Origin of the sequence: Embleya sp. AB8 (assembly GCF_049739465.1) — a bacterium.
Classification (GTDB): Bacteria; Actinomycetota; Actinomycetes; order Streptomycetales; family Streptomycetaceae; genus Embleya.
Window position 1 is genome coordinate 314973 of record NZ_JBMHHY010000006.1, and the last position, 22015, is coordinate 336987.

Here is a 22015-nt window from a genome sequence, read left to right on the forward strand (position 1 = left end):
GTCCGGTCAGTCGTCCGAGTCGCCGAAGTCGGGGCGCACGTCGCGTGCCGCCATCACCTCGTCGTTGGACGAACCCGCCGCGACCATCGGCCACACCATCGCGTCCTGGTGCACGACGAAGTCGATGACCACGGGCGCGTCGTTGATCGACATCGCCTTGTGGATGGTCTCGTCCAACTGGTCCGGGCTCTCGCAGCGCAGGCCGACACAGCCCATCGCCTCGGCCAGTTTGACGAAGTCCGGCAGCCGGCGGCTCTGCAGGTCGGTGTTGGAGTAGCGCTCGTTGTAGAAGAGCGTCTGCCACTGGCGGACCATGCCCAGGGTGCCGTTGTTGATGATGGCGACCTTGATCGGGATGTCGTTGACCGCGCAGGTGACCAGTTCCTGGTTGGTCATCTGGAAACAACCGTCGCCGTCGATCGCCCACACCGTGGTGTCCGGCATGCCCGCCTTGGCGCCCATCGCGGCCGGCACCGAGTAGCCCATCGTCCCGGCGCCGCCGGAGTTGAGCCAGGTGTACGGCTTCTCGTAGCGGATGAACTGCGAGGCCCACATCTGATGTTGACCGACCCCGGAGGCGAAGATCGTGTCCGGCCCGGAGATCGCGCCGAGCCGCTCGATCACCAGCTGCGGGGACAACGAGCCGTCGGCCGGCAGGTCGTAGCCCAGCGGGTAGGTCTCGCGCCAGCGGTTGAGCGCGGTCCACCACTCCTGGTAGTCGCCGAACCGGCCGGCCTCGTGCTCGGCCTGGACCGCGACCACCAGGTCGGCGATCACCTCGCGCGCGTCGCCGACGATCGGCACGTCGGCGGTGCGGTTCTTGGAGATCTCGGCCGGGTCGATGTCCGCGTGCACGATGGTGGCGTGCGGCGCGAAGGTGTCCAGCCGGCCGGTGACCCGGTCGTCGAAGCGGGCGCCCAGGGCGAAGATCAGGTCGGCCTTCTGCAGCGCGGTGACCGCAGACACCGTGCCGTGCATCCCGGGCATGCCCAGGTGTTGCGGGTGGCTGTCCGGGAACGCGCCCAGCGCCATCAGCGTGGTGACCACCGGCGCGCCGGTCAGCTCGGCGAGGATCTTCAGCTCGGCCGACGCGCGTGCCTTGAGCACCCCGCCGCCGACGTACAGGACCGGGCGCTTGGCCTCGCTGAGCAGCCGGGCGGCCTCGCGGATCTGCTTGGCGTGCGGCCGGGTCACCGGGCGGTAGCCGGGCAGTTCGGGGGTGCCGTTCCAGACGAAGTCGGTCTTCGCCTGGAGCGCGTCCTTGGAGATGTCGACCAGGACCGGGCCGGGTCGCCCGGTGGAGGCGATGTGGAACGCCGCGGCGATCGTGGGCGCGATCTCGGCCGGGTCGGTGACCAGGAAGTTGTGCTTGGTGATCGGCATGGTGATGCCGCAGATGTCCGCCTCCTGGAAGGCGTCCGTGCCGATCGCGGCGCTGGCCACCTGGCCGGTGATCGCCACGATCGGCACCGAGTCCATGTGCGCGTCGGCGATCGGGGTCACCAGGTTGGTCGCCCCGGGGCCCGAAGTGGCCATGCACACCCCGACCTTGCCGGTCGCCTGGGCGTAACCCTCCGCCGCGTGACCGGCGCCCTGCTCGTGCCGGACGAGGATGTGGCGCACCTTCGTCGAGTCCATCATCGGATCGTAGGCGGGAAGAATCGCTCCCCCGGGAATGCCGAAGACCGTGTCCACCCCTGCGGCTTCCAGGGAGCGGATCAGCGCTTGGGCTCCTGTCACCTGATCGGTCATGCGTTCGTCTCTTCTCGTCTTCTCGATCTGAAGTCGGCATCTCGAGTGGGGGCGCGAGGCCCGGACCCGTCGGACTGCAACAAAAAACCCCCCGTGCCGTTAGGCAAGCGAGGGGGGCGCGCGAACCGACTCGGTGGTCAGTTCACGCGCTTCTCAAGTACGAGGATGCGGGTCTGCATGCCCGCGACTCTCTCTCCGCGCCCGTGTACGTGTCAAGCCGGGTCTTCGCACGTCTCAGTATTCGGGATTCTTTGTCCAGGAATGACGGGCCGTCATAGTTTCGGCCGCCCCGTGCCGCGCCGCGCGCCCGGCCCGCGCCGCGCCCCGGCTCACGGCTGTGGTCTGGGCACCTGTACCGGCAGCGCGGCACGCACCTCGGGCAGCGGATCCGGACGCGGGCCGCGCACCGCGCTGTTCCCCAACGGGATCTGACCCAGCACATCGAAGATCGCGTCGCCGGACACCGCCGGGTGGAACCAGTTGCCCTGCCCGCGCTGACAGCCCATCTCGCGCAGTATGTCCACCTGCGCGTGACTGTCGATGCCCGCCGCCACCAGGGTCAGTCCGGAATCCAACCCCAATCGCACAATCGTCGAGGTGAGCACGGTCAGATGTGGACACGTGCCGACCTCGGCGACGAACGAACGGTCGATCTTGAGCGCGTCCACCGGCAACCGGCGCAGGTAGGTCAGCGACGAGTGACCGGTGCCGAAGTCGTCCAGGGACAACCGCACGCCCAGCCGGCGCAACACCGCGATCCGACCGAGCAGCAGCTCGTCGCCGTCCGGGAGCACGTTGTCGGTGATCTCCAGGGTCAGCGCGGCGGCCGGCAGGTCGGCCCCGCGCAGTGTCTCCTCCAGCACGTCCAGGAAGCCCGGGCCGGTGAGTTGGCGCGCGGCCAGGCCGACCGTGACGCCGATCTCGTGGCCGGCCGCCCGCCAGGTCGCGGCGGCCAGCGCGCTCTCCTCGAGCAGGCGACGGCCCACCGCCGAGAGCCGCCCGTCGACGCCGGCGGTGAGCCGGACGTGGTCCGCCCGGCCCGGGACGCCGCCGTCCTCGACCCGAGACAGCGCCGCCTCGACGTCGCGCACCCGGCCGGTGTCCAGGTCGACGACGGGCTGGTACGAGATGGCCAGCCGGCCGTCCCGATCCACCCGCCGGCGCCCCGCCGCCCGGGCCGCCCGGCGCTCCACGTCGGCGTCCATGTCCGGCGTGTAGACCTCGACCCGGCCCTTGCCGCCGTCCTTGGCCCGGTACATCGCCGCGTCCGCGTGCCGCATCAGGTCGGCCGGGGCGATCCCGGGCGCGGAGAAGGCGATCCCGATGCTGGCCGCGACCCGTACCTCGCCGTCGGCGATCCGGTACGGCGAGGACAGCGTGGACAACAGCCGCTCGGCGATCTCCCGAATCGCCCGCGGGCTGGGATCGCCGACCAGGAGCGCGGCGAACTCGTCGCCGCCGAACCGGGCCACCGTGTCACCGATCCGGACCGCGTGTTCGAGCCGGCGCGCGGCCTGGACGAGAAGTTCGTCACCCGCGGTGTGCCCGTAGTTGTCGTTGACCGCCTTGAACCCGTCCAGGTCCACGAACAACACCGCGATGGTGGGCGTGACCCCGCGCCGCTGGGCCAGCGCGTGCTGGATCCGGTCCTCGAACAGGGCCCGGTTGGGCAGATCGGTGAGCCGGTCGTGGAACGCGTCGTGTTCGAGCTGGGTCTGCAGCTTGATCCGGTCGGTGACGTCGCGGCTGTTGAAGATCAGCCCGTCGCCGTAGCGGTTGACCGCCGATTCGGTGTGCAGCCAGGTGCCGCCGGCCGAGCGGATCCGGCACTCCACCCGCACCATCGCGGTGTCCCCCTCGGCCGGCGGCACCGCGCCGTCCAGGAACGCGCGTAGCTCGCGCTGTACCCGCGCGCTCTCCTCCGGATGGATCAGCAGTTCCAGCCGGGTGCCGACCAACTCCTCGGGTTCGAACCCGTAGACCCGGCGCACCGCGTGGCTGACGTACTGGAGCACGCCATCGCTCGCGGCGATCATGATCACATCGCTGGAGCCCTGCACGAGGGACCGGAAGTGGCTCTCCTTGGCGGACAGTTCCTGGGCCATGAACACGTTGTCGACGAGCGTGATGCCCTGCCGCAGCACCAGGGTGACCAGTACGGTCGCACCGACCCCGAGCACCACCTTGTCCGGCGCGTGGCCGGCCACCGCGCCGCCGAGGACACCGGCCGTACACACCGCGGCGGCGATGTAGGGGGTGAGCGCGGAGAGCATCGAGATGGTCCGGTGCCGGGGCCGCTCGTGCGCCTCGGTCCCGTGCCCGGTCCACGGCGCGATGGCCAGCAACAGACTGCCCGCGAACCAGCCCACGTCGAGGAGGCCGCCGGAGCGATATCCGCTGTTCAGCCCGGGTGTGGTCCATAGCGCGTCGCTCATCACGGTGACCGCGAGGCCGACCAGGGCCAGATTCAGTGCCGCGCGATCTCCCGAACCGGCCCGAAAACGCAATCCGAGGACCATGCTGATCATCAGGATGTCGAGCACCGGATAGGCGAGCGTGAGCACGATCTTGATGATGTCCGAGCGATCCCCGTTGGTATTGCGGGCCAGCGCCAGACTCCAGCCAAGGGTGAACAACGAGCCCGCGATCAACCAGCCGTCGAGGGCCACGCAGGTCCACGCGGCGATCCCGCGCGGGCGCTGGGCGACCAGCAGCAGGCCCACGATGGTGGGCGGCGCGAACAGCAGGAAGATCACATCGGTCGGCCCGGGCGTGGGCACCGGTACGCCGAGCACGACCTCGTACCAGCCCCAGATGCCGTTGCCCAGCGAGACCATCGTGGCGGAGAACGCGAACAGCGCCCAGGACAACCGGGCCCGCCCGCATTCGTGCACGGACTTGAGCGCACAGGAGACCGCCGCCACGGCCGCCGCGGCGGCCAGGCCGAAGTCGCCCATGGCGAGCGACAGCGTCGGATTGCCCCAGCCCTGGAGCGCACCGATCGCATACACGAGACACAACGGCGCGATCAGGTACTTCAGCTGCCGCTGTGCAGGGGTGTCGGCCAAGATCAGCAGCCGCACCGGGTCGTCGTGGCTCGGCCACTCCGGCAGTGGTCCCCCGGCATTCCGCACTCCCCTCTGCCCGAAGTCGCCTCCACGACGCTTCATGGCACTGCACCGGCCCTCACACCCCAGCCGTGAGGCGGGGCGGTCGGCGCCGGCGCGACGGGGGTGCGACACCCGACCGTGCGCGTCTCTCAACGCCCCACGCCCCGGACGATACACCAACCCGTCACTGTGAGCTTGTCTTACTCAACACAGAGTAACTAATGATGCCCAGCATGGGAGTCCCTTCCCGTGCATTTGTGACAAAGTCCCGACACTGGCCGGAAAAAGGGTCGCTGATCAGGGCAAACCTGGGAGTTTCAGCACCCCGCAACGGCGTTGTCGGGAAGCCGGAAACCACCCCGGGCACCGGCGAAACCACGCGCCGGCCTGTCGCCCGGGCCCTGCCCACCGGCCGACCGGGCGGCGGGCAGGGTGAGCACGGAGAACTCGGACGGCGGAGCGCAGACCGGGGGCGCCCGGGCGCGGGGGGCTCGCAGCCAAGGTACGGAGGGGCGCGGGGCGCGCGGGTGGAGACCGGACGGGCCGGTCTTGACGGATCACGCCCGGTGGGTCGCACCCGACGGCTCAGTCCGGTGCGCCCAGGCAGGTGAACCCCGACGGGTCAGCCGGCCTGTGCAGGCCCGGGGGCGGGCGCCGGGTAAAACCGCAGGTCACGCATCGACCCAAGCAGTGAGAGTCTCGTCGGGATCCGGTTTCGGGCCCGGCGAGGGCGGGAGCCGGGATGGGCCGCGAAATGCGACATGGCCACCGGCCGCCGAGGCCGCCAAGCGGACAACGGCTCCCGACCGCGAGCCAGCAAAGCCGTGCAGGGCAGCAACGGCCGCGTAGCGGACGGGCAACAACGGATGCGAAGCACCAAGCAAAAACCCCGGCCGCGGAGCGGACGTGCAACGACGAGGCGGTGGCCACCGCCACGAGACGGCCCCGCCGAACGGACCCAGGGCCACCCCGCCGCCAGCCCAACACCACCACGCCAAGCCGCCAACCGCCCCCGACCACGAGCCGGCAAAGCCGACCAGGGCAACAACGGCCACGCAGCCGACAGGCGACACTCGCGACGCAGGGCGCCGGGCGCGGATCCGTCGGGCCGACCCGCGCTGCCAAGCGGCCCGCGAAGCGGCCCGCCAAGCGGACCCCGGATAGCGGCCTCAGTCGCGCTTGAGAAGGACCGCGCCCGGTTCTCTGGCTACCTCCGTGAAGCCCTGGCCGAGGAGGTAGGCGATCCAGTAGCGGGCCCATTCCTTGTTGTCGCCCCATACCTCGATCGCCGCGTAGCCGGGGCCGGGCAGGATGGTCGGGAAGTCGGTGACCCGGGCCCGTGCGGTCAGTTGCGGCGAGAAGCTCATCGTGGCCGACACCTTGGCGTCGTCCGGGATCTGGTCGAGCACCTTGTGCGCCGAGTGCACCCGGTCCTGGACCACCCAGGCGCGCTTGTGCAGCAGGTCCATCAGCGGGAAGTCGCGCGCGAAGGCCATCGACACCGCGAGCGGAACGATGGCCGCGTGCACCGCGTATCGGCGCAGCCAGTCCACGTGCGACGCGCGCAGCTTGACCACGCCGTCCACGAACGCCGCGAACACGATGGGCATCAGCACCGCGCTGTAGTGGAAGTAGGTGCCCCAGTAGAACGTGTTCTGGGAGGTGAACCGCCACAGGATGGTCGGCACGATCATCGCCAGGATCGGCGAGCGCAGCGCGATGAACCCGGTGGGCAGCAGCAGCATGAACAGCGTCATCCACTTCATGCTGGGATACACCATCGACTTGGGCAGTTCGACGATCAGTTCGGAGATCGGCACCTGACTCAGCGAGGTGTTCGGGTCGGCCTGGCCGGAGCGCTGCGAGGTGTCCAGGTTGCCCCAGAACGCATAGGTGTCGTTCGGGTTGATCGCCGGGAGCAGGACGAAGATCGCCAGCGCGAATGCGGCCACCCCGATCAGCACGTGTACCGCGGCCAGCTTCCAGCGGCGCAGCGCCAGGAGCGGTACGGCCGCCGCCGCCAGGGTCAGGCCGAGGTCCTCCTTGACCAGGATCAGCGGCAGCCACCAGGCCAGCGCCTGGACATGCCGGCCGAGCAGGAAACGATCCAGACCGAAGGCGAGCAGCGGTACGGCGAAGGCGATCTCGTGGAAGTCGAAGGAGATCGCCGACTGGATGCCCCAGGACAGGCCGTACGCGATGCCGAGCGCCGCACTCCCCCACGGCCCGAACGCGCGGGCCGCGATCCGGGTGATCGGGATCACCGAGATGCCGACCAGGAACGCCTGGGCGACCAGCAGCGTGCTCGCGCCCGGGAAGATCCGGTAGATCGGGCCGAGCAGCGCCAGGATCGGGTGGAAGTGCTCGCCGAGCACGTTGAATCCGGGCGATCGGATGTCCGATACCGGCGCCTCGAAGTTGGAGTACGCCCGGACCACCTGTTCGAACAGGCCCAGGTCGTAGGCGTGTGTCTCCATCCGGCGATGGCGCAGCAGCGAGTGGGTCGTGTAGATCGCGAAGAAGAGCCCGGCGAGCAGGTACGGCAGGGCGCCCGGACCCACCCGGCGGCGGGCCCGCTCGACCACCGTGCGCAATCCGAGGTCGTGTTCACCCGTGCGGGGGGCGACGACGGCCGCTTCGGCCACCGCCGAGCCACCGGGTCCACCGGCCGGGCCGGCCGGGTCCGATGCCTCGAATCGTTCGTGAACAGCGCGGTGCGCCGTCCCCCTGTCTTCCATGTCTCTCCGTCCGGGTCGGCCTGCGCGGGGCACACCGTACCGGTGTCGGCCCCGCATCCCAGCAGAGCGCGACCGACCGCTTTAGGTTGCTCGGTGACGCACGATATTTGTCGGAGCCACCCCTTCGGACCAACGTTCGAGCTGCTCGCGGATCAGTCGCAGGGCCCGTGGGAGGAACGCGGAGGAGCTGCCGCCGACATGCGGACTGATCAATACGCCGGGCGCGAAACGCAGCGGATGGTCGGCGGGCAGCGGCTCGGGGTCGGTGACGTCGAGCGCCGCGCGCAGCCGTCCGGCACCGGTCTCGGCGAGCAGCGCGTCGGTGTCCACGACCGCTCCGCGCGCGACATTGACCACCAGTGCGCCGGCCGGCAGCCGGGCCAGGAAGGCGGCGTCGACCAGGCCGCGGGTGTCCTCGGTGAGCGGGACCGTGACAATCACCACGTCGGCGTGCGGGAGCAGCTCCGGCAGTTCGGCCGTCGCCCGGACCGGTCCGTGCCCGCCGGCGCGAGCGCTGCGGGCGACTCGGACCACGTCCACCTCGAAGCCCTGGAACCGCCGGTCGACGGCCTCGCCGATCGCCCCGTAGCCGAGGATCAGCACGGTCTTGTCGGCCAGCGCCGGATAGAACCCGGACCGCCACTCCCCCGCGTCCTGGCCGCGTACGAACGCCGGGATGTCGCGCAGCGCGGCGAGCGTGAGGGCGAGCGCCAGTTCGGCGGTGCTCGTCTCGTGGATGCCGCGGCCGTTGCACAGCCGCACGCCGGGCGGGAGGTAGGGCAGGACGTGTTCGTAGCCGGCGGTGAGCGTCTGGATCAGCTGGAGCCGGGGCATCTCGGCGATCCGGGCGAGGTGTTCGCGGTCGAAGGTGTAGGGCAGTACATAGAGCTCGACGTCGGCCGCGGTGCCGGGGATCGGGCCGCCGATGCCGTCGTAGGTGTCGATGACGTGGGCCCCGACGAGCTTGGCCGGAAGAGGGGCGAGTTGTTCGAGGGTGTACGGGACCCAGATTCTGCCTTCGGTGACCATGGGCGAACTCTAAATCGGCGGGTAAATCGGCGTGGCCGCCGGGCCGGGGGCCGGGGCCGGGCGGCTTAGGGTCGGGGGGATCCCGAGAAGGATCCCGAGAAGGTGGTGTTCCGGTGGCGTTGTCGGTGGTGGTTCCGGTGCGCGTACGGCGTCCGAAGGCTCGTTGGTTCGCCCTCCTGCTCGCGCTCACCGTGGCGCTCGGGCTCACCGCGTGCTCCGACGGTGGTGGTGGCGGTTCGACGCGTCGCAAGGCGACGCCCGGGAGTTCGAGCGCTGCCGGCCAGGCGCCCCCGGCGCCGAACGTACCGGTGGGGCCGACCGCGGCCAAGGTCGGCGAGCCGGTCGTGGTGGGCGAGTTGGCCCGGGATCTGAACACGCCGTGGGGTGTGGCACTGCTGCCGGACCGGGACGCGCTGGTGTCCTCGCGGGACACCGGCACGATCACCCGCTTCGGGCCGGGCACGGTGCCGCCGGTAGTGGTCGGGACGGTGCCGGGTTCGGTACATCGGGGGGAGGGCGGTCTGCTCGGGCTCGCGATCTCGCCGAAGTACGCGACCGATCACCTCCTGTACGCCTACCTGACCACGGATCAGGACAACCGGATCGTCCGGATGACGTACCTGCCGGGGCAACCCCTGGGACCACCCGAGGTGCTGCTGACCGGGATCCCGGCGGGTACGAACCACAACGGCGGCCGGATCGCGTTCGGCCCGGACGGGATGCTCTACGCCGGTACGGGCGAGGCGGACCAAAAGCAGTCGGCCCAGGACACGTCCTCGCTCGGCGGCAAGATCCTGCGGCTGACCCCCGAGGGCAAACCGGCTCCCGGCAACCCGTTCCCGAACTCGCCGGTCTGGAGCCTGGGCCACCGCAACGTCCAGGGCCTCGCCTGGGACTCGACGGGCCGCCTGTGGGCGAGCGAGTTCGGCCAGGACACCTGGGACGAGCTGAACCTGATCCGCTCCGGCGCAAACTACGGCTGGCCGGTGGTGGAGGGTGCCGGCAACCGGCCGGAGTATATGAACCCGGTGGCCCAATGGGCCCCGGAGGACGCCTCGCCGAGCGGCATCGCCATCCTCGGCGACACCGTCTACCTGGCCGCGCTGCGCGGCGAACGCCTGTGGCAGACCCCGATCCTGGGCTCGACGGTGGGCGAACCGAAGGCGTACTTCCAGGGCAGGTACGGGCGCCTGCGCACGGTCCTGGCGGTCGGCCCGGACGAACTGTGGCTGGTCACCAACACGACCGACGGGCGGGGAACACCCCGAAAGGGCGACGACCGCATCCTGCGCCTGGTGGTGCGCTGAGGGCTGGAGGGTGTGCGGCCGGGAGGCTCTTCCGGGTCGGCGGGTTCGGGACGTCGGGGGTGGCGGTTAGCGTGTGCGTGGCCGAGTGCTGGGGTCGCGGGAAGGGGATTCATGGGGCTGGGGCTGGAATTGGTGTTGCGTGAGCTCTCCGGGACCGAGGTGACCGGGGTGTTCGCGCGGCTCGCGGCGTTGCGCGGGGTCGAGGCCCTCGTCGCCGACGAGGTTTGTCTCTCCGATGCGTTGGTGGCGGCGATTGCCACGCACGGGACCGCCGAGGAGGTCGTTCGGGCCGCGCGCAATCCGTGTCTGACGTCGGGTCAGCTGTGTCGGTTGATCGAGGCGGGCGGTGATCCCGTGGTGGCCGCGGCGTTTCCGCCCGGTGGGGTCGACGAGCCGGCCGGGGAGCACGGTTCGGTGCTCGATCGGGGGCGGTGGGAGATTCGCGCGGGTGGGGCGCGGGCCGAGCGGGTGGTGGCGTTGCTTCGGGCACATCCGCTGCTCGCGCATACCTGTCGGCGGCCGGGGGCGGTCGGTGTGCTGCATTCACCCGAGGCGCCGGTCACCCGGACCGAGGCGCTCGATCAGGTGGGACCCGCGTTGCGGGCCGGGGTGTTGGCGCCGCGCGAGATCCTGGTCCGGATGCGACCCGCGCGGGTCGCGGCCCAGGTGCTCGCGGTGATCTCGCGCGAACACGCGTACGTCACCGGCGAGTCCGCCATCCACGAGCTGCTCCGGCCCCGGATCGTGGACACGCTCGGCACCACCCCCGCCGCCTGGGCGTATGTGGCCCGCCACCTCGGGCGGTTCCCCGGTACGTTGCCCGAGCTGTTCGCGGCGGCGAAGGCACACACCGGCGAGGCCGCGATCATGGTGCCCGCCACCGTACGGCCTTCCCTGGTCTTTCTGCTCCGCCGCCTGGACGCGGACGAACTGACCACCGTGGTACCGCGGCTCGACGACGCGGCGGCGGCCGCACTGCTGCCGGGCAACGTCCCGCCGCTGACGAACGTGGCCGAGGCGGCGCTGCGTTGCGGACATCCGGCCCTGCTCGCGGCGCTGGCCGAGCACCAGAGCCTCGGTCGGCACTACGCTCGCCGGCTCAGGGACCTCGGCGACCACCGGGTCGATCGGCTTTTGGTGGACAACCGCTCGGGGGTCACCGCCGAGCTGCGCCGCGAGGTCTACGCCGGGCGCCGCACGGATCGGCCGCGCGTCGCGATGGACCCGGAGTTGCGGATCCATCTGCTCGAGGATTCGCCGTTCGGCCGCGAATACGACGCCTATGCGCTGTCCGGCGATCCGGCGCTGGTGGACTACGCGTTGGCGCGCCTTGATGGGCAGAAGTTGCGGCGGATCGACTGGATCGACATCCTGCTGAGTCTGTGGGAGCGCGCCGATCCGAAGGTGACCGGCGACATCCTCGACCGGCATGCCGACCTGTTCCCGGACCGGATCCGGACCACCGCGCAGGCCGCGCTGGCCGCCGAAGACCCGTCTGCGCTACGGGAGTTGCGGGCCCGCTGGGATCGCGGTGGGCGCGCCGAACCGCCCGTGCCCGAGCACCGCCGGCCGGCCGCCGATCGGCTGCGCGATACCCCCCTCGACGCGTGGCACGCGTGGCTGATCGCCGCGGTCACCTCCGGTGAACTCGACGCCGAGGACCTGGTCCGACACGCCCACCCGGCCCGGCACGCGTTCGAGGCCCTGGCCTCGATCGACGCCTACCGCTGGGCGCCCGGCGATCCACGCCCGGCGCTCGCCCGGCTCGCGAAGCGGATCGGCGCCAATCCGGAGGCGTGGGTGATCCTGACCGGGCTGACCGCCGAGTTCGACGGCACGCTCGCCGAATTGGCCGACGTCTCGATGGCCGCCGCAGGTTGATCTCGGCTCGATGGCTGGGTTTCGGGGGCTCCCCGGTGGCCTGATCGGGCCCTGCGGTCGTGCTCCGGCTACCCGTCCACCAAGTGCAGTCGGTGGGCTACCGCGGCTGCTTCTCCTCGTCCGGTCACCTCGAGTTTGGCCAGGATGTTGGAGACGTGGACGCTGGCGGTCTTGACGCTGATGTAGAGCTCTTCGGCGATTTGCCGGTTGCTGCGGCCGTCGGCCACCAGGCGCAGGACGTCCAGCTCGCGCGGGGTCAGCGTGGGCAGTGGGGCGCCGGCCACGCCCTGGGGGTTCGGGGCCATCCGGGCTCGGCGGGTCAGCAGGTCGATCAGTTCGCGCAACGTCTTGGCCTCGAGCCTGGTCGCCACCTCCGCCGCGGCTGCCAAGGGGATGGCCGCCGCGTCCCGGTCGCCGGCGGCCAGCAGCGTTTCGGCGTGCCGGTAGCGGACCCAGGCGGTGCGGTAGGGCTGTTCGGTGAGCTCCCACGCGCAGCCGACCCGGCCCCACAGGGCCGCGTCGTCGGTGCCGGCGGCTCGCGCCAGCTCGGCCTTGACCAGCGACTCGTAGGCCGCGTCCAGGGCACAGTCGACGGCCAGTGACGCGGCCATCGTCGCGATCCGGTCGGCGATGTCCTGCCGGGCCTTGAGTTCGGACTCGCGGGGTCGCACCGTCGAGGTGCGCGCGTCGGCCTCGTTGGCCGCCGCGTCGGCGAGCAGTTGCCACATGTAGCGCTGGTGGCCCGGCGGGCAGCCCACCCCGTCGAGCGCCGCCACCAGCGCCTCGCGGGACTCGTCGAGGCGACCTTGCGCCTCGGCCACCCGAATCTCGGCCCGGGCCAGCGGGATCGAGTATTGCGCCTCGACGAAGCGCGACCCGGCGGCCAGCCGGGACCGGCGCAGATGCGCGGTCGCGCCGCGCACGTCGCCGCGGGCCAGGCACAGGTCGACCAGCGAGAGTTCGAGGTGGCGGGTGGTCTGCGGGCCCGGGTCGAGGTCGAGGGTCTTCTCCACCAGCGTCTCCAGGCCGGCCCAGTCGCCCGCCGAAAGCAGCGACTCGGCGAGGTTGCCCAGCGCGAACGAGCCCGAGGTGCGGGTCAGTCCGCGCTCCGCCGCCAGCTCCATCGCCTGCCGTGCGGCGGCCACGCTCTCCCGATGCCGGCCCAGGCCCTCGAGCAGGGAGGCCCGGTTGCTCAGGATGTGCACGAGGCTGTCCGGCTCGCTGCTGCTGATCGCCCCCTCCTCGGCCAGGGTCAGCTGGGCCATGCCCTCCTCGATCCGGCCGATCTGGACCAGCGAGCAGGCGAGGGTCTTGCGCGCCTCCGCCTCGATGTCGGCGCTGTCCACACTCTGCGCGCGCTCCAGCGCCTCCAGTGCCTCGGCGATCGCCTCGGCGCCCTCGCCGTCGAGCATCCGGTCGCGGGCGATGTGCGCGAGCACCCGGGCCTGTTCCATCGACGGCGGCAGGCCGTCCAGGATCTCCTTGGCCCGGCGCAGCTCCGGCATGCCCGACGAGCGGCACAGGTTGCGCAGCCCCCGGCCCTTCTCCCGCCACAGGAACGCGGCCAACTCGGGCTCGGCGACCGGGTCCACCAGTTCGATCGCGCGCTTGCAGAAGTGGATCGCCAACTCGCGCTCGCTGCCGAGCCGGGCCGCGGTGACCGCCTCGATGTAGATGTCGAGCAATCGGCGCCCGGTCAACGCATCCGGGTCGGGCACCTGCTCCCACAACAACATCGCCCGCTCCAGCAACCGGGTGCGCTCGTCGAACGCGTATCGCTCCCGCGCCGCCTCGGCTGCCGCGAGCACCGCGGGCAGCGCCTTGACCGCCTTGCCGGCGTGGTACCAGTAGGTCGCTATCCGCCCGCGCAGCTCGTCGGCGCCGACCAGGTCCGGACAACGTTCGAGCGCGTCGGCGAAGGCCGCGTAGAGCCGGACCCGCTCGCCCGGCATCAGGTCCTCGCGAATGGCGGTGCGGACCAGCGCGTGTCGGAACTGGAACTCGTCCCCGATCGGCACCAGTACGTGTGCGGACACCGCCGTGCGCAGCGCCTCCTCCAGGCGATCGGGGTCCAGCGAGGAGACCTCGGTGAGCAGCCGGTGGCCGACGGTGACCCCGCCGATCGCGGCCAGCCGGATCACCTTCTGGGCGTCCTCGGACAGTTCCTCGATCCGGATCAGCAGCAGGTCGCGCAACGTGTCCGAGATGCCGGTGAGTTGCCCGTCGCGGATGCTGCAGGCCAGCTCCTCGACGAAGAACGCGTTGCCCTCGGATTTCTGGAAGATCTGGCGAAGCAGGCGACGCGGCGGCTCCTCGCGCAGGATGCCGCGCAGCTGGTCGCCGACCTGGGCCCGGGTGAGCCGGGCCAGGTCGATCCGGGCCACGTTGTGCACCCGGTCCAGCTCGGCCAGGAACGATCGCAGCGGGTGTCGCCGACCGACCGCGTCGGCCCGATACGTGCCGACGATCAGGATCCGGCCGGTACGCAGCAGCCGGAACAGGAAGCCGAGCAGCTCACGCGTGGACGAGTCGGCCCAGTGCAGGTCCTCGATCGCGATCACCAGCGTGCGGTCGTCGCCCAGCCGCTCGAGCAATCCGAGCATCAGTTCGAACAGGCGGACCCGGTCGAACTCGCCGTCGCGCGCGAGCGTGCCCGGTGCCAGGTCGGGCAGCAGCCAGGCCAGGTCACGCTCGCGACCGGCGACCACGTCGGCCAGCTCGGGGCCCATCCGACGCGACAGGGTGCGCAGCGCGGCCGAGATCGGCGCGAACGGCAGGCTCTCCGCGCCCAGCTCCAGACAACCGCCGACCGTGGTCACCGCGCCCTGCAACTCGGCCCGCTCCAGGAACTCCTGAAGCAGCCGCGTCTTGCCCACGCCGGCCTCGCCGCCGACGAGCACCACACCCGGCGTGCCCTCGTCGGCTTCGCGCAAAGCCGTGAGGAACCGCGCCATTTCCACTGACCGGCCTACGAACACGGGAGAAACAGAAGTACTCGCCACAGTGCCGAGCATGTCACGTTCCTTCGCGTCACAGCCGGGGATTTCTCCCCCGGCGAAACCCGTTTGCGCAGGTCAGCTCGGGGGTTCCGGCGGGCGTGGCGAGCGTCACGTGCGCCCCCGGGCCCGGCTCACCGAGCCCGCCCCCGAGCCGGGCTCGCCGAGCCGGGCCGGCTCACCGGGCATAGAGGTGCAGGGTGGCGATGCCCCACCCGGATACGCCCCGATCGGAAGTGAGCCCGCCGGCACCCTGGCCGGTTCGCCGCTCCTCGCGCCGCGCCACCCGAGCGGCCTTGGCCGCCTGCCGGCTCGTACGCAGCGCCTCGCGGACGACGCGGTCCTGGTCCGCAGTCGCCCGCAGTTCGCGCTCACGGGCCTGGAACAGTTCGAATTCCAACATGGTGTCGACCTCCTGGTCACCCGAGCCGGGCTGTCCGGCTCGTGGTACGAGCCTCGCGTCCCAGTGGGCCTGCGGACATCGGTCGGATGCCGCATCCCGGTTCGCTCACGTCGTCCGTAAGCGATCTAAGGCGCCCAAGAAGAAGGCGATAAGGGGGTCGAACAGACCTGGGGAGAACCCCGGTCGAACATCAGTGCGCGCACGGCGAGAGGGCCTCCGATCGCACACTGCGACCGAAGGCCCTCTGTGTACAGCCGATAATCGAAGGCCCTCTTCGAACAGCCGATAAATCGTCAGGAAACGCCCAGGCGCTCCAGGATCAGCTCCCGCACCCGGGCCGCGTCCGCCTGCCCGCGCGTGGTCTTCATGACCGCGCCGACCAGCGCGCCCACCGCCTGCACCTTGCCGCCGCGGATCTTGTCGGCGATCCCCGCGTTGGCCGCGATCGCCTCGTCCACGGCCGCGCCGAGCGCCGAGTCGTCGGAGACGACCTTGAGCCCGCGTGCCTCGACCACCGCGTCCGGCTCGCCCTCGCCGGCGAGTACGCCGTCGATCACCTGGCGGGCCAGCTTGTCGTTCAGCTCGCCGCTCTTGACCAGCGCCGACACCCGGGCCACCTGGGCCGCGGTGATCGGCAGCGTGGCCACCTCGACGCCGCGTTCGTTGGCCCGCCGGGACAGCTCGCCCAGCCACCACTTGCGCGCCGCGTCCGCGTCCGCCCCGGCGTCGATCGTGGCCAGGATGACGTCCAGGACGCCCGCGTTGACCATCGACTGCATCTCGAAGTCGTTGACGCCCCACTCGGCCTGCAGCCGGGCCCGGCGCAACGACGGCAACTCGGGCAGCGTGCCGCGCAGTTCCTCGACCCAGGCACGCGAGGGTGCCACCGGCACCAGGTCGGGCTCGGGGAAGTAGCGGTAGTCCTCGGCCTCTTCCTTGATCCGGCCGGCCGTGGTGCTGCCGTCCTCCTCGTGGAAGTGCCGGGTCTCCTGCACGATGGTGCCGCCGTCGGTGAGGACGGTGGCGTGCCGCTGGATCTCGAACCGGATGGCCCGCTCGACCGAACGCAGCGAGTTGACGTTCTTCGTCTCGCTGCGGGTGCCGAACTTCGCCCGGCCCTTGGGCCGCAGCGACAGGTTCGCGTCGCAGCGCAGCTGGCCGAGTTCCATCCGGGCCTCGGAGACCCCGAGCGCGCGGATCAGCTCGCGCAGCTCGGCCACGTACGCCTTGGCCACCAGCGGGGCCAGCTCGCCCGCGCCCTCGATCGGCTTGGTGACGATCTCGATCAGCGGGATGCCGCACCGGTTGTAGTCGAGCAGCGAATAGTCCGCGCCGTGGATGCGACCGGTGGCGCCGCCCATGTGCAGCGACTTGCCGGTGTCCTCCTCCATGTGCGCGCGCTCGATCTCCACGCGCCAGGTCTTGCCCTCGACCTGGACGTCGAGGTAGCCGTCGAAGGCGATCGGCTCGTCGTACTGCGAGGTCTGGAAGTTCTTCGGCATATCCGGATAGAAGTAGTTCTTCCGGGCGAAGCGGCACCATTCGGCGATGTTGCAGTTGAGCGCGAGACCGATCCGGATCGCCGACTCGACCGCGACCGCGTTGACCACGGGCAGCGCGCCGGGCATGCCCAGACACGTCGGACAGACCTGGCTGTTCGGCTCGGCGCCGAACTCGGTCGAGCAGCCGCAGAACATCTTGGTCGCGGTGCCCAGCTCGACGTGGACCTCCAGGCCCATCACCGGGTCGAAGGTCTCCAGCGCGTCCTCGTAGGACATCAGGCTGGTGGTACTCACAGGACGTCGGCCTCCGTCCGTTCGGCAAGCTCCGCGTTGTCCTCGCGCATCGATCGGATCAGCAGCGCGAAGCCGGTGACCACGGCGGCGGCGCTGATCACCGCGTCGGCCAGCTCCAGCTTGTCGTTCTTGCCGCGGGCCTCCTTGATCTGCTTGATCACGCCGTACGCGCCGACCAGCTGCATGCCGACGCTGAACACCTTGCCGATATTGCTCTTGGGAGCCTTCTGCTTCTGCTTGTTCTTGTTGGTCTTGGCCATGTCGACTCCTCGAAGGTCAGAGCGCGGGTGCGCGGTCGAGCAGCGGGGCACCCCAGCGGGACAGGTAACCGGCCTCGACGGCGGCGCCCACCCGGTACAGCCGGTCGTCGGCCATGGCAGGCGCGATGATCTGCAGGCCGACCGGCAGCCCGTCCTCGTCCGCGAGGCCGCACGGCAGCGACATCGCCGCGTTGCCCGCGAGGTTGGACGGGATGGTGCACAGGTCCGCGAGGTACATCGCCATCGGGTCGTCCGCCCGCTCCCCGATCGGGAACGCGGTGGTCGGCGTGGTCGGCGAGATCAGTACGTCCACCTGCCCGAACGCGGCCTCGAAGTCGCGCGTGATCAGCGTGCGGACCTTTTGCGCCTGGCCGTAGTACGCGTCGTAGTAGCCCGAGGACAACGCGTACGTGCCGAGCATGATCCGCCGCTTGACCTCGGCGCCGAAGCCGGCCTCGCGGGTCAGCGACATGACCTCCTCGGCCGAGCGGTCGCCGTCGTCGCCGACCCGCAGGCCGTAGCGCATCGCGTCGAAGCGGGCCAGGTTGGAGGACGCCTCCGAGGGCGCGATCAGGTAGTAGGCCGGCATCGCGTAGCCGAAGTTGGGACACGAGATCTCGACGATCTCCGCGCCCAGCTCACGCAGCAGTTCGACGGCGTCGGCGAACCGGGCCAGGACACCCGGCTGATAGCCCTCGCCGGCGAACTCCTTGACCACGCCGACCCGCAGGCCGCGCACGTCGCCGTTGCGGGCGGCCTCGACCACGTTCGGCACCGGGGCGTCGATCGAGGTGGAGTCGAGCGGGTCGTGTCCGGCGATCGCCTCGTGCAACAACGCGGCGTCGAGCACGGTGCGCGCGCACGGGCCGCCCTGGTCGAGCGAGGACGAGAACGCCACCAGGCCGTAGCGGGAGACCCCGCCGTAGGTCGGCTTGACGCCGACCGTGCCGGTCAGCGCGGCGGGCTGGCGGATCGAGCCGCCGGTGTCGGTGCCGATGGCCAGCGGCGCCTGGAAGGACGCGATCGCGGCGGCCGAGCCACCGCCCGAGCCGCCCGGGACCCTGGTGGTGTCCCACGGGTTGCCGGTCGGGCCGTACGCGGAGTTCTCGGTCGAGGACCCCATGGCGAACTCGTCCATGTTGGTCTTGCCGAGGATCACCACGCCGGCGTCCTTGAGCCGGCGGGTCAGCGTCGCGTCGTAAGGCGGTCGCCAGCCCTCCAGCATCTTCGACCCGCAGGTGGTCGGGACACCCTTGGTGGTGAACACGTCCTTGAGCGCGAGCGGTACGCCGGCCAGCGGGCCCAGCTCGTCGCCGCGCGCGCGGGCGTCGTCGACGGCCTTGGCGGCGGCGAGCGCGCCGTCCGCGTCCACGTGCAGGAACGCGTGCACCTTGGCGTCGACGGCCTCGATGCGGTCCAGGTGGGCCTGGGCGACCTCGACGGCGGTGACCTTGCCGTCGGCGATGGCGGAGGCGGTCTCGGCCGCGGTCCAGCGGATGGTCTCGGTCATGGCCGTCACTCCTCTCCCAGGATGCGAGGCACCCGGAAACGCTGCTCTTCGGCGGCCGGCGCACCGGACAGCGCCTCCTCGGGGGTGAGCCCGGGGCGGATGACGTCCGGCCGCATGACGTTGGTCAGCGGCAGCGGATGCGAGGTCGGCGGGATGTCGTCGGCTGCGACCTCGGCGACGCGGGCTACCGCGCCGATGATGTCGTCGAGCTGCGCGGCGAGGTGATCAAGCTCCTCGGCGCCGAGCTCCAGCCGCGACAGCCGGGCGAGGTGGGCGACCTCCTCGCGCGTGATGCCAGGCATGCAGGCGGGTTCCTTCGGTTTCGGCGGGTGTGGTGGGGCCAGTCTATTGGCCGGGCGAGGGGTGGCCGTGGGCGCGGGTTTTGCGGCCGGGCGGTGGCCTTGGCGGGGGTTTTGTGCCCACGTGGTGGCCGAGGGCGCGGGTTTTGTTCCCACCCGCCCACCCGTGCCGTTTGGTGGTGAGGCTGCGGGTCTACTGCGGCGGGGTGGCCGATCGGGGCCTCGTGGCCAGGTTCGTGGAGGGTTCGGGGCGGGGTCGGGGGTCGGCGCGCGGTGGGCTCGGGGCGGAGTCGGGGGTCGGCGCGCGGTGGGCTCGCCCCGAGCCCGCGCTCAGCCTGCGGAACGCTGCCCCAAGCCCGCGCTCAGCTTGCGGCAGGCTGCCCCGAGCGCGCCCGGCCCGCGGCCCGCCGCTGCCCCTCCCCGAACTGCGCCCAGCCCACGGCGCCCCAGCCCGAGTCGACTGCACGCCGGCCCCCGACCTGCCCGAGCCTGCGGCCGGTGCGCGGCGACCTACCGCCGAGTCCCCATACAGGCCGGCCCCGTCCTCCCCAGACCTGCGCCCAGCGCGCAGCGCCCCACCGCCGAGTCCCCGTACAGGCCAGCCCCGACCTCCCCAAGCCTGTGGCCCGCTACCGCTCCCCGAACCTGCGGCCAGCCCACGGCACCCCAGCCCCGAGTCCACTACACGCCGGCCCCGACCTCCCCGAGCCTGCGCCCAGCGCGCGGCCCGCCGCCCCCGAGCCCACCGCACGCCGCACGCCGGCTGGCAAGCTCTCCGAGCCCGCCGCCGGCCCACTGCGCACCGTCCCAGGCTCCCTCCGAGTCCGTCCCGAGCCCGCCCCGAACTCGGTGCGAGTCCATCGTGGGCATGCTGCGCCGGCCCCGAGTTCCGTCGGATGTCGGACGTGCGCCGGCCCCTGGGCGTCGCAAGCTCGCCGCGAACCCGCCCCGAGCCCGCCCGAGTCCGCCCCGAACCCGTCGCGAGTCCACCCCGGGCGGGCCGCGCCAGCCCCGAGGGCCGCCGGAGGTCGGACGTACGCCGACCCCTGCACGTCGCAAGCTCGCCGCGAACCCACCCCGAACGCGCCCGAGTCCGCGCGAGTTCGTCCCGAACCCGCCGCGAGTCCACCCCGCGCGCGCCGCGCCCACCCCGAGCCCTGCCAGAGGCCGGACGTGCGCCGGCCCCTGCGCGTCGCAAGCTCGCCGCGAACCCACCCCGAACGCGCCCGAGTCCGCCCGAGTCCGCCCCGAACCCGCCGCAAATCCACCCCGGGCGCGCCGCGCCCACCCCAAGCCCCGCCGGACGCCGGACGTGCGCCGACCCCTGAGCATCGCGAACCCGCCCCGAACCCGCCCAGTCCGCCGCGAACCTGCCCCGAACCCGCCGCAAGTCCACCCCGAGCGTGACGCGCCGGCCCCAAGCCCCGCCGGAGGTCGAACAGGCACCGGCCCCTGGGCATCGCAAGCTCGCCGCGAACCCGCCCCGAGCCCGCCCGAGTCCGCCCCGAACCCGCCGCAAATCCACCCCGGGCGCGCCGCGCCCACCCCAAGCCCCGCCGGACGTCGGACGTGCGCCGGCCCCCAGCCGTCGCCGGCTCGCCGCGAGCCCGTCTCGTTTTCGGGCCGGCTGCGGGCGAAGTCTTGGTGAACCCCGGGTGGTTCGTGCGGTTCGGGGGCGGCGCGTGGCGGGTTTGGGTGGGCTCGGGGGCGTGGATTCGGGGATCAGGTGCGAATAATTCCGGCCGGATGGCACATCTCGTCGAACAACCCGGAAGTAACTTCACTCAAATGCCAACTTCCGTTACCGACTGGGTAAGAGAACCTTGCGAAGCCACTCTCCGGTCTGCGTCCCCCCGCGTCGATCGGCCCTTCGCACAACTCTTGGGCCCGGCGTCCGAGAGCGCGCTCGTCAAGGACTCGGGGCTTGGGAGGGGACACGATGGCCGCCATCGTGCTGGTACACGGGATCGCGCAGGAATACCGGTCGGCCCACACGCTCGAGGAGGAGTGGGTCCCACGGCTGGCCCGGGGAGTGAAGGCCGCGGGTTTTCCCGAGGTCGCGGATCGTCTGTGGAAGTACCGCCACACCCGTCGCGGAATCGACGCGAGGATGGCGTTCTATGGTGACCTGCTCCGTCGGCACCCGTCGCAGAGCGAGATGATCGACGAGGACATCCAGCACGAGGTGACCGCGCGGATAGGTCGGGAATGGCTGGATCGTGCCGCGGTGCGCGGCTCGGTACCGCCGGAACGGCAGCGCGCGGCACGGGAGATCGCCCGACTCGAGGGCGGGCCCGGCGAGACGGGCCGGACCGTGGTGCTCTCCCCGACGTGCGGGTTGGCCGGGCTGCGCTGGTTCGCGGCGGACGGGCCGGGTTCGGCGGGCGGCTTCGTAAACAAGGCGTTGACTCAGTTGACCCGATATCTGACGGATGATCAGACCCGGAACCGGGTACTCGATCGGGTCGGCGGCGAGATCGGCTTCGACACGAAGGTGGTGATCGGGCACTCGCTCGGCGCGGTCGTCGCCTACGAGTTGGCCCACCGGCTGCGCAGACCGCTGCCGTTGTTGATCACGCTCGGGTCGCCGCTGGGGCCGGACACGGTCGTCGACTCGTGGGTACGCCCGCAGCCGGCCCAGCCCCCGGCGTTCGTGGAGAACTGGGTCAACCTGGCCGACCGGGACGACCTCGTGGCGGCCGATCCCACGCTGTCCCGGATGTTCCCGGTTGCGGGGGATGGCGGGCCGGTGATGCGCGGTGGCTACACGGGCGAGCATGGGGCGGAGCCGCACAAGGCCTGTTTCTACTTGCAGCGACGGGAGATCGGGCGGTCGGTGGGGTTGGCTTTCGGGACATAGAGCCGTACGGCCGACCGGTTCGTGCGCAGGCGGCCTGCGGACTGCCGTCCTCAAGCGCCGGACCGGCTACTTGG

At 71.4% G+C, this 22015-nt stretch carries 13 protein-coding genes; 3 read left to right on the top strand and 10 right to left on the bottom strand.

The window, feature by feature from the left end; genetic code table 11:
• Nucleotides 1-6 precede the first annotated feature (6 nt).
• The 4 genes from ABIA38_RS11465 to ABIA38_RS11480 form a co-directional block, all read right to left on the bottom strand.
• Entirely contained in the window at nucleotides 7-1779 is a 1773-nt protein-coding gene (locus tag ABIA38_RS11465; protein ID WP_424638438.1) for an acetolactate synthase large subunit, read from the bottom strand.
• A 302-nt stretch (nucleotides 1780-2081) separates the two neighbouring features.
• Nucleotides 2082-4835, bottom strand: a complete 2754-nt coding sequence (locus ABIA38_RS11470; protein WP_424638412.1) for a putative bifunctional diguanylate cyclase/phosphodiesterase — start codon at nucleotides 4833-4835, stop codon at nucleotides 2082-2084.
• Nucleotides 4836-6031: 1196 nt separating this feature from the next.
• Nucleotides 6032-7600, bottom strand: coding sequence for a DUF2079 domain-containing protein (locus ABIA38_RS11475; protein WP_424638413.1), 1569 nt, complete (start codon nucleotides 7598-7600; stop codon nucleotides 6032-6034).
• An 81-nt stretch (nucleotides 7601-7681) separates the two neighbouring features.
• A complete protein-coding gene (locus tag ABIA38_RS11480; RefSeq protein WP_424638414.1) occupies nucleotides 7682-8629 on the bottom strand; it encodes a 2-hydroxyacid dehydrogenase in 948 nt (315 codons plus the stop codon).
• A gap of 119 nt (nucleotides 8630-8748) precedes the next feature.
• Here ABIA38_RS11480 and ABIA38_RS11485 point away from each other — a divergent pair, with 119 nt between their 5' ends.
• Complete coding sequence (locus ABIA38_RS11485; protein ID WP_424638439.1) at nucleotides 8749-9936, top strand: PQQ-dependent sugar dehydrogenase; 1188 nt, start codon at nucleotides 8749-8751, stop codon at nucleotides 9934-9936.
• Nucleotides 9937-10047: 111 nt separating this feature from the next.
• Nucleotides 10048-11817, top strand: a complete 1770-nt coding sequence (locus tag ABIA38_RS11490; protein WP_424638415.1) for a hypothetical protein — start codon at nucleotides 10048-10050, stop codon at nucleotides 11815-11817.
• Nucleotides 11818-11885: 68 nt separating this feature from the next.
• Here ABIA38_RS11490 and ABIA38_RS11495 read toward each other — a convergent pair whose 3' ends face one another.
• From ABIA38_RS11495 to gatC, 6 genes are all read right to left on the bottom strand, one after another.
• Nucleotides 11886-14831, bottom strand: coding sequence for a helix-turn-helix transcriptional regulator (locus ABIA38_RS11495; RefSeq protein ID WP_424638416.1), 2946 nt, complete (start codon nucleotides 14829-14831; stop codon nucleotides 11886-11888).
• Nucleotides 14832-14991: 160 nt separating this feature from the next.
• On the bottom strand, nucleotides 14992-15216 hold the full coding sequence (locus ABIA38_RS11500) for a hypothetical protein (protein ID WP_424638417.1): 225 nt from the start codon (nucleotides 15214-15216) through the stop codon (nucleotides 14992-14994).
• Between the two features lie 293 nt (nucleotides 15217-15509).
• Nucleotides 15510-16994: an Asp-tRNA(Asn)/Glu-tRNA(Gln) amidotransferase subunit GatB gene (gene gatB / locus ABIA38_RS11505; RefSeq protein ID WP_424638440.1), complete on the bottom strand. Its 1485-nt coding sequence runs from the start codon at nucleotides 16992-16994 to the stop codon at nucleotides 15510-15512.
• A gap of 14 nt (nucleotides 16995-17008) precedes the next feature.
• On the bottom strand, nucleotides 17009-17272 hold the full coding sequence (locus ABIA38_RS11510) for a hypothetical protein (protein ID WP_424638418.1): 264 nt from the start codon (nucleotides 17270-17272) through the stop codon (nucleotides 17009-17011).
• A gap of 16 nt (nucleotides 17273-17288) precedes the next feature.
• Nucleotides 17289-18782: an Asp-tRNA(Asn)/Glu-tRNA(Gln) amidotransferase subunit GatA gene (gene gatA / locus ABIA38_RS11515; RefSeq protein WP_424638419.1), complete on the bottom strand. Its 1494-nt coding sequence runs from the start codon at nucleotides 18780-18782 to the stop codon at nucleotides 17289-17291.
• A gap of 5 nt (nucleotides 18783-18787) precedes the next feature.
• On the bottom strand, nucleotides 18788-19084 hold the full coding sequence (gene gatC, locus ABIA38_RS11520) for an Asp-tRNA(Asn)/Glu-tRNA(Gln) amidotransferase subunit GatC (RefSeq protein WP_355535084.1): 297 nt from the start codon (nucleotides 19082-19084) through the stop codon (nucleotides 18788-18790).
• Between the two features lie 1936 nt (nucleotides 19085-21020).
• Here gatC and ABIA38_RS11525 point away from each other — a divergent pair.
• Nucleotides 21021-21941, top strand: a complete 921-nt coding sequence (locus tag ABIA38_RS11525; protein ID WP_424638420.1) for a hypothetical protein — start codon at nucleotides 21021-21023, stop codon at nucleotides 21939-21941.
• The last annotated feature ends 74 nt before the right edge of the window (nucleotides 21942-22015 follow it).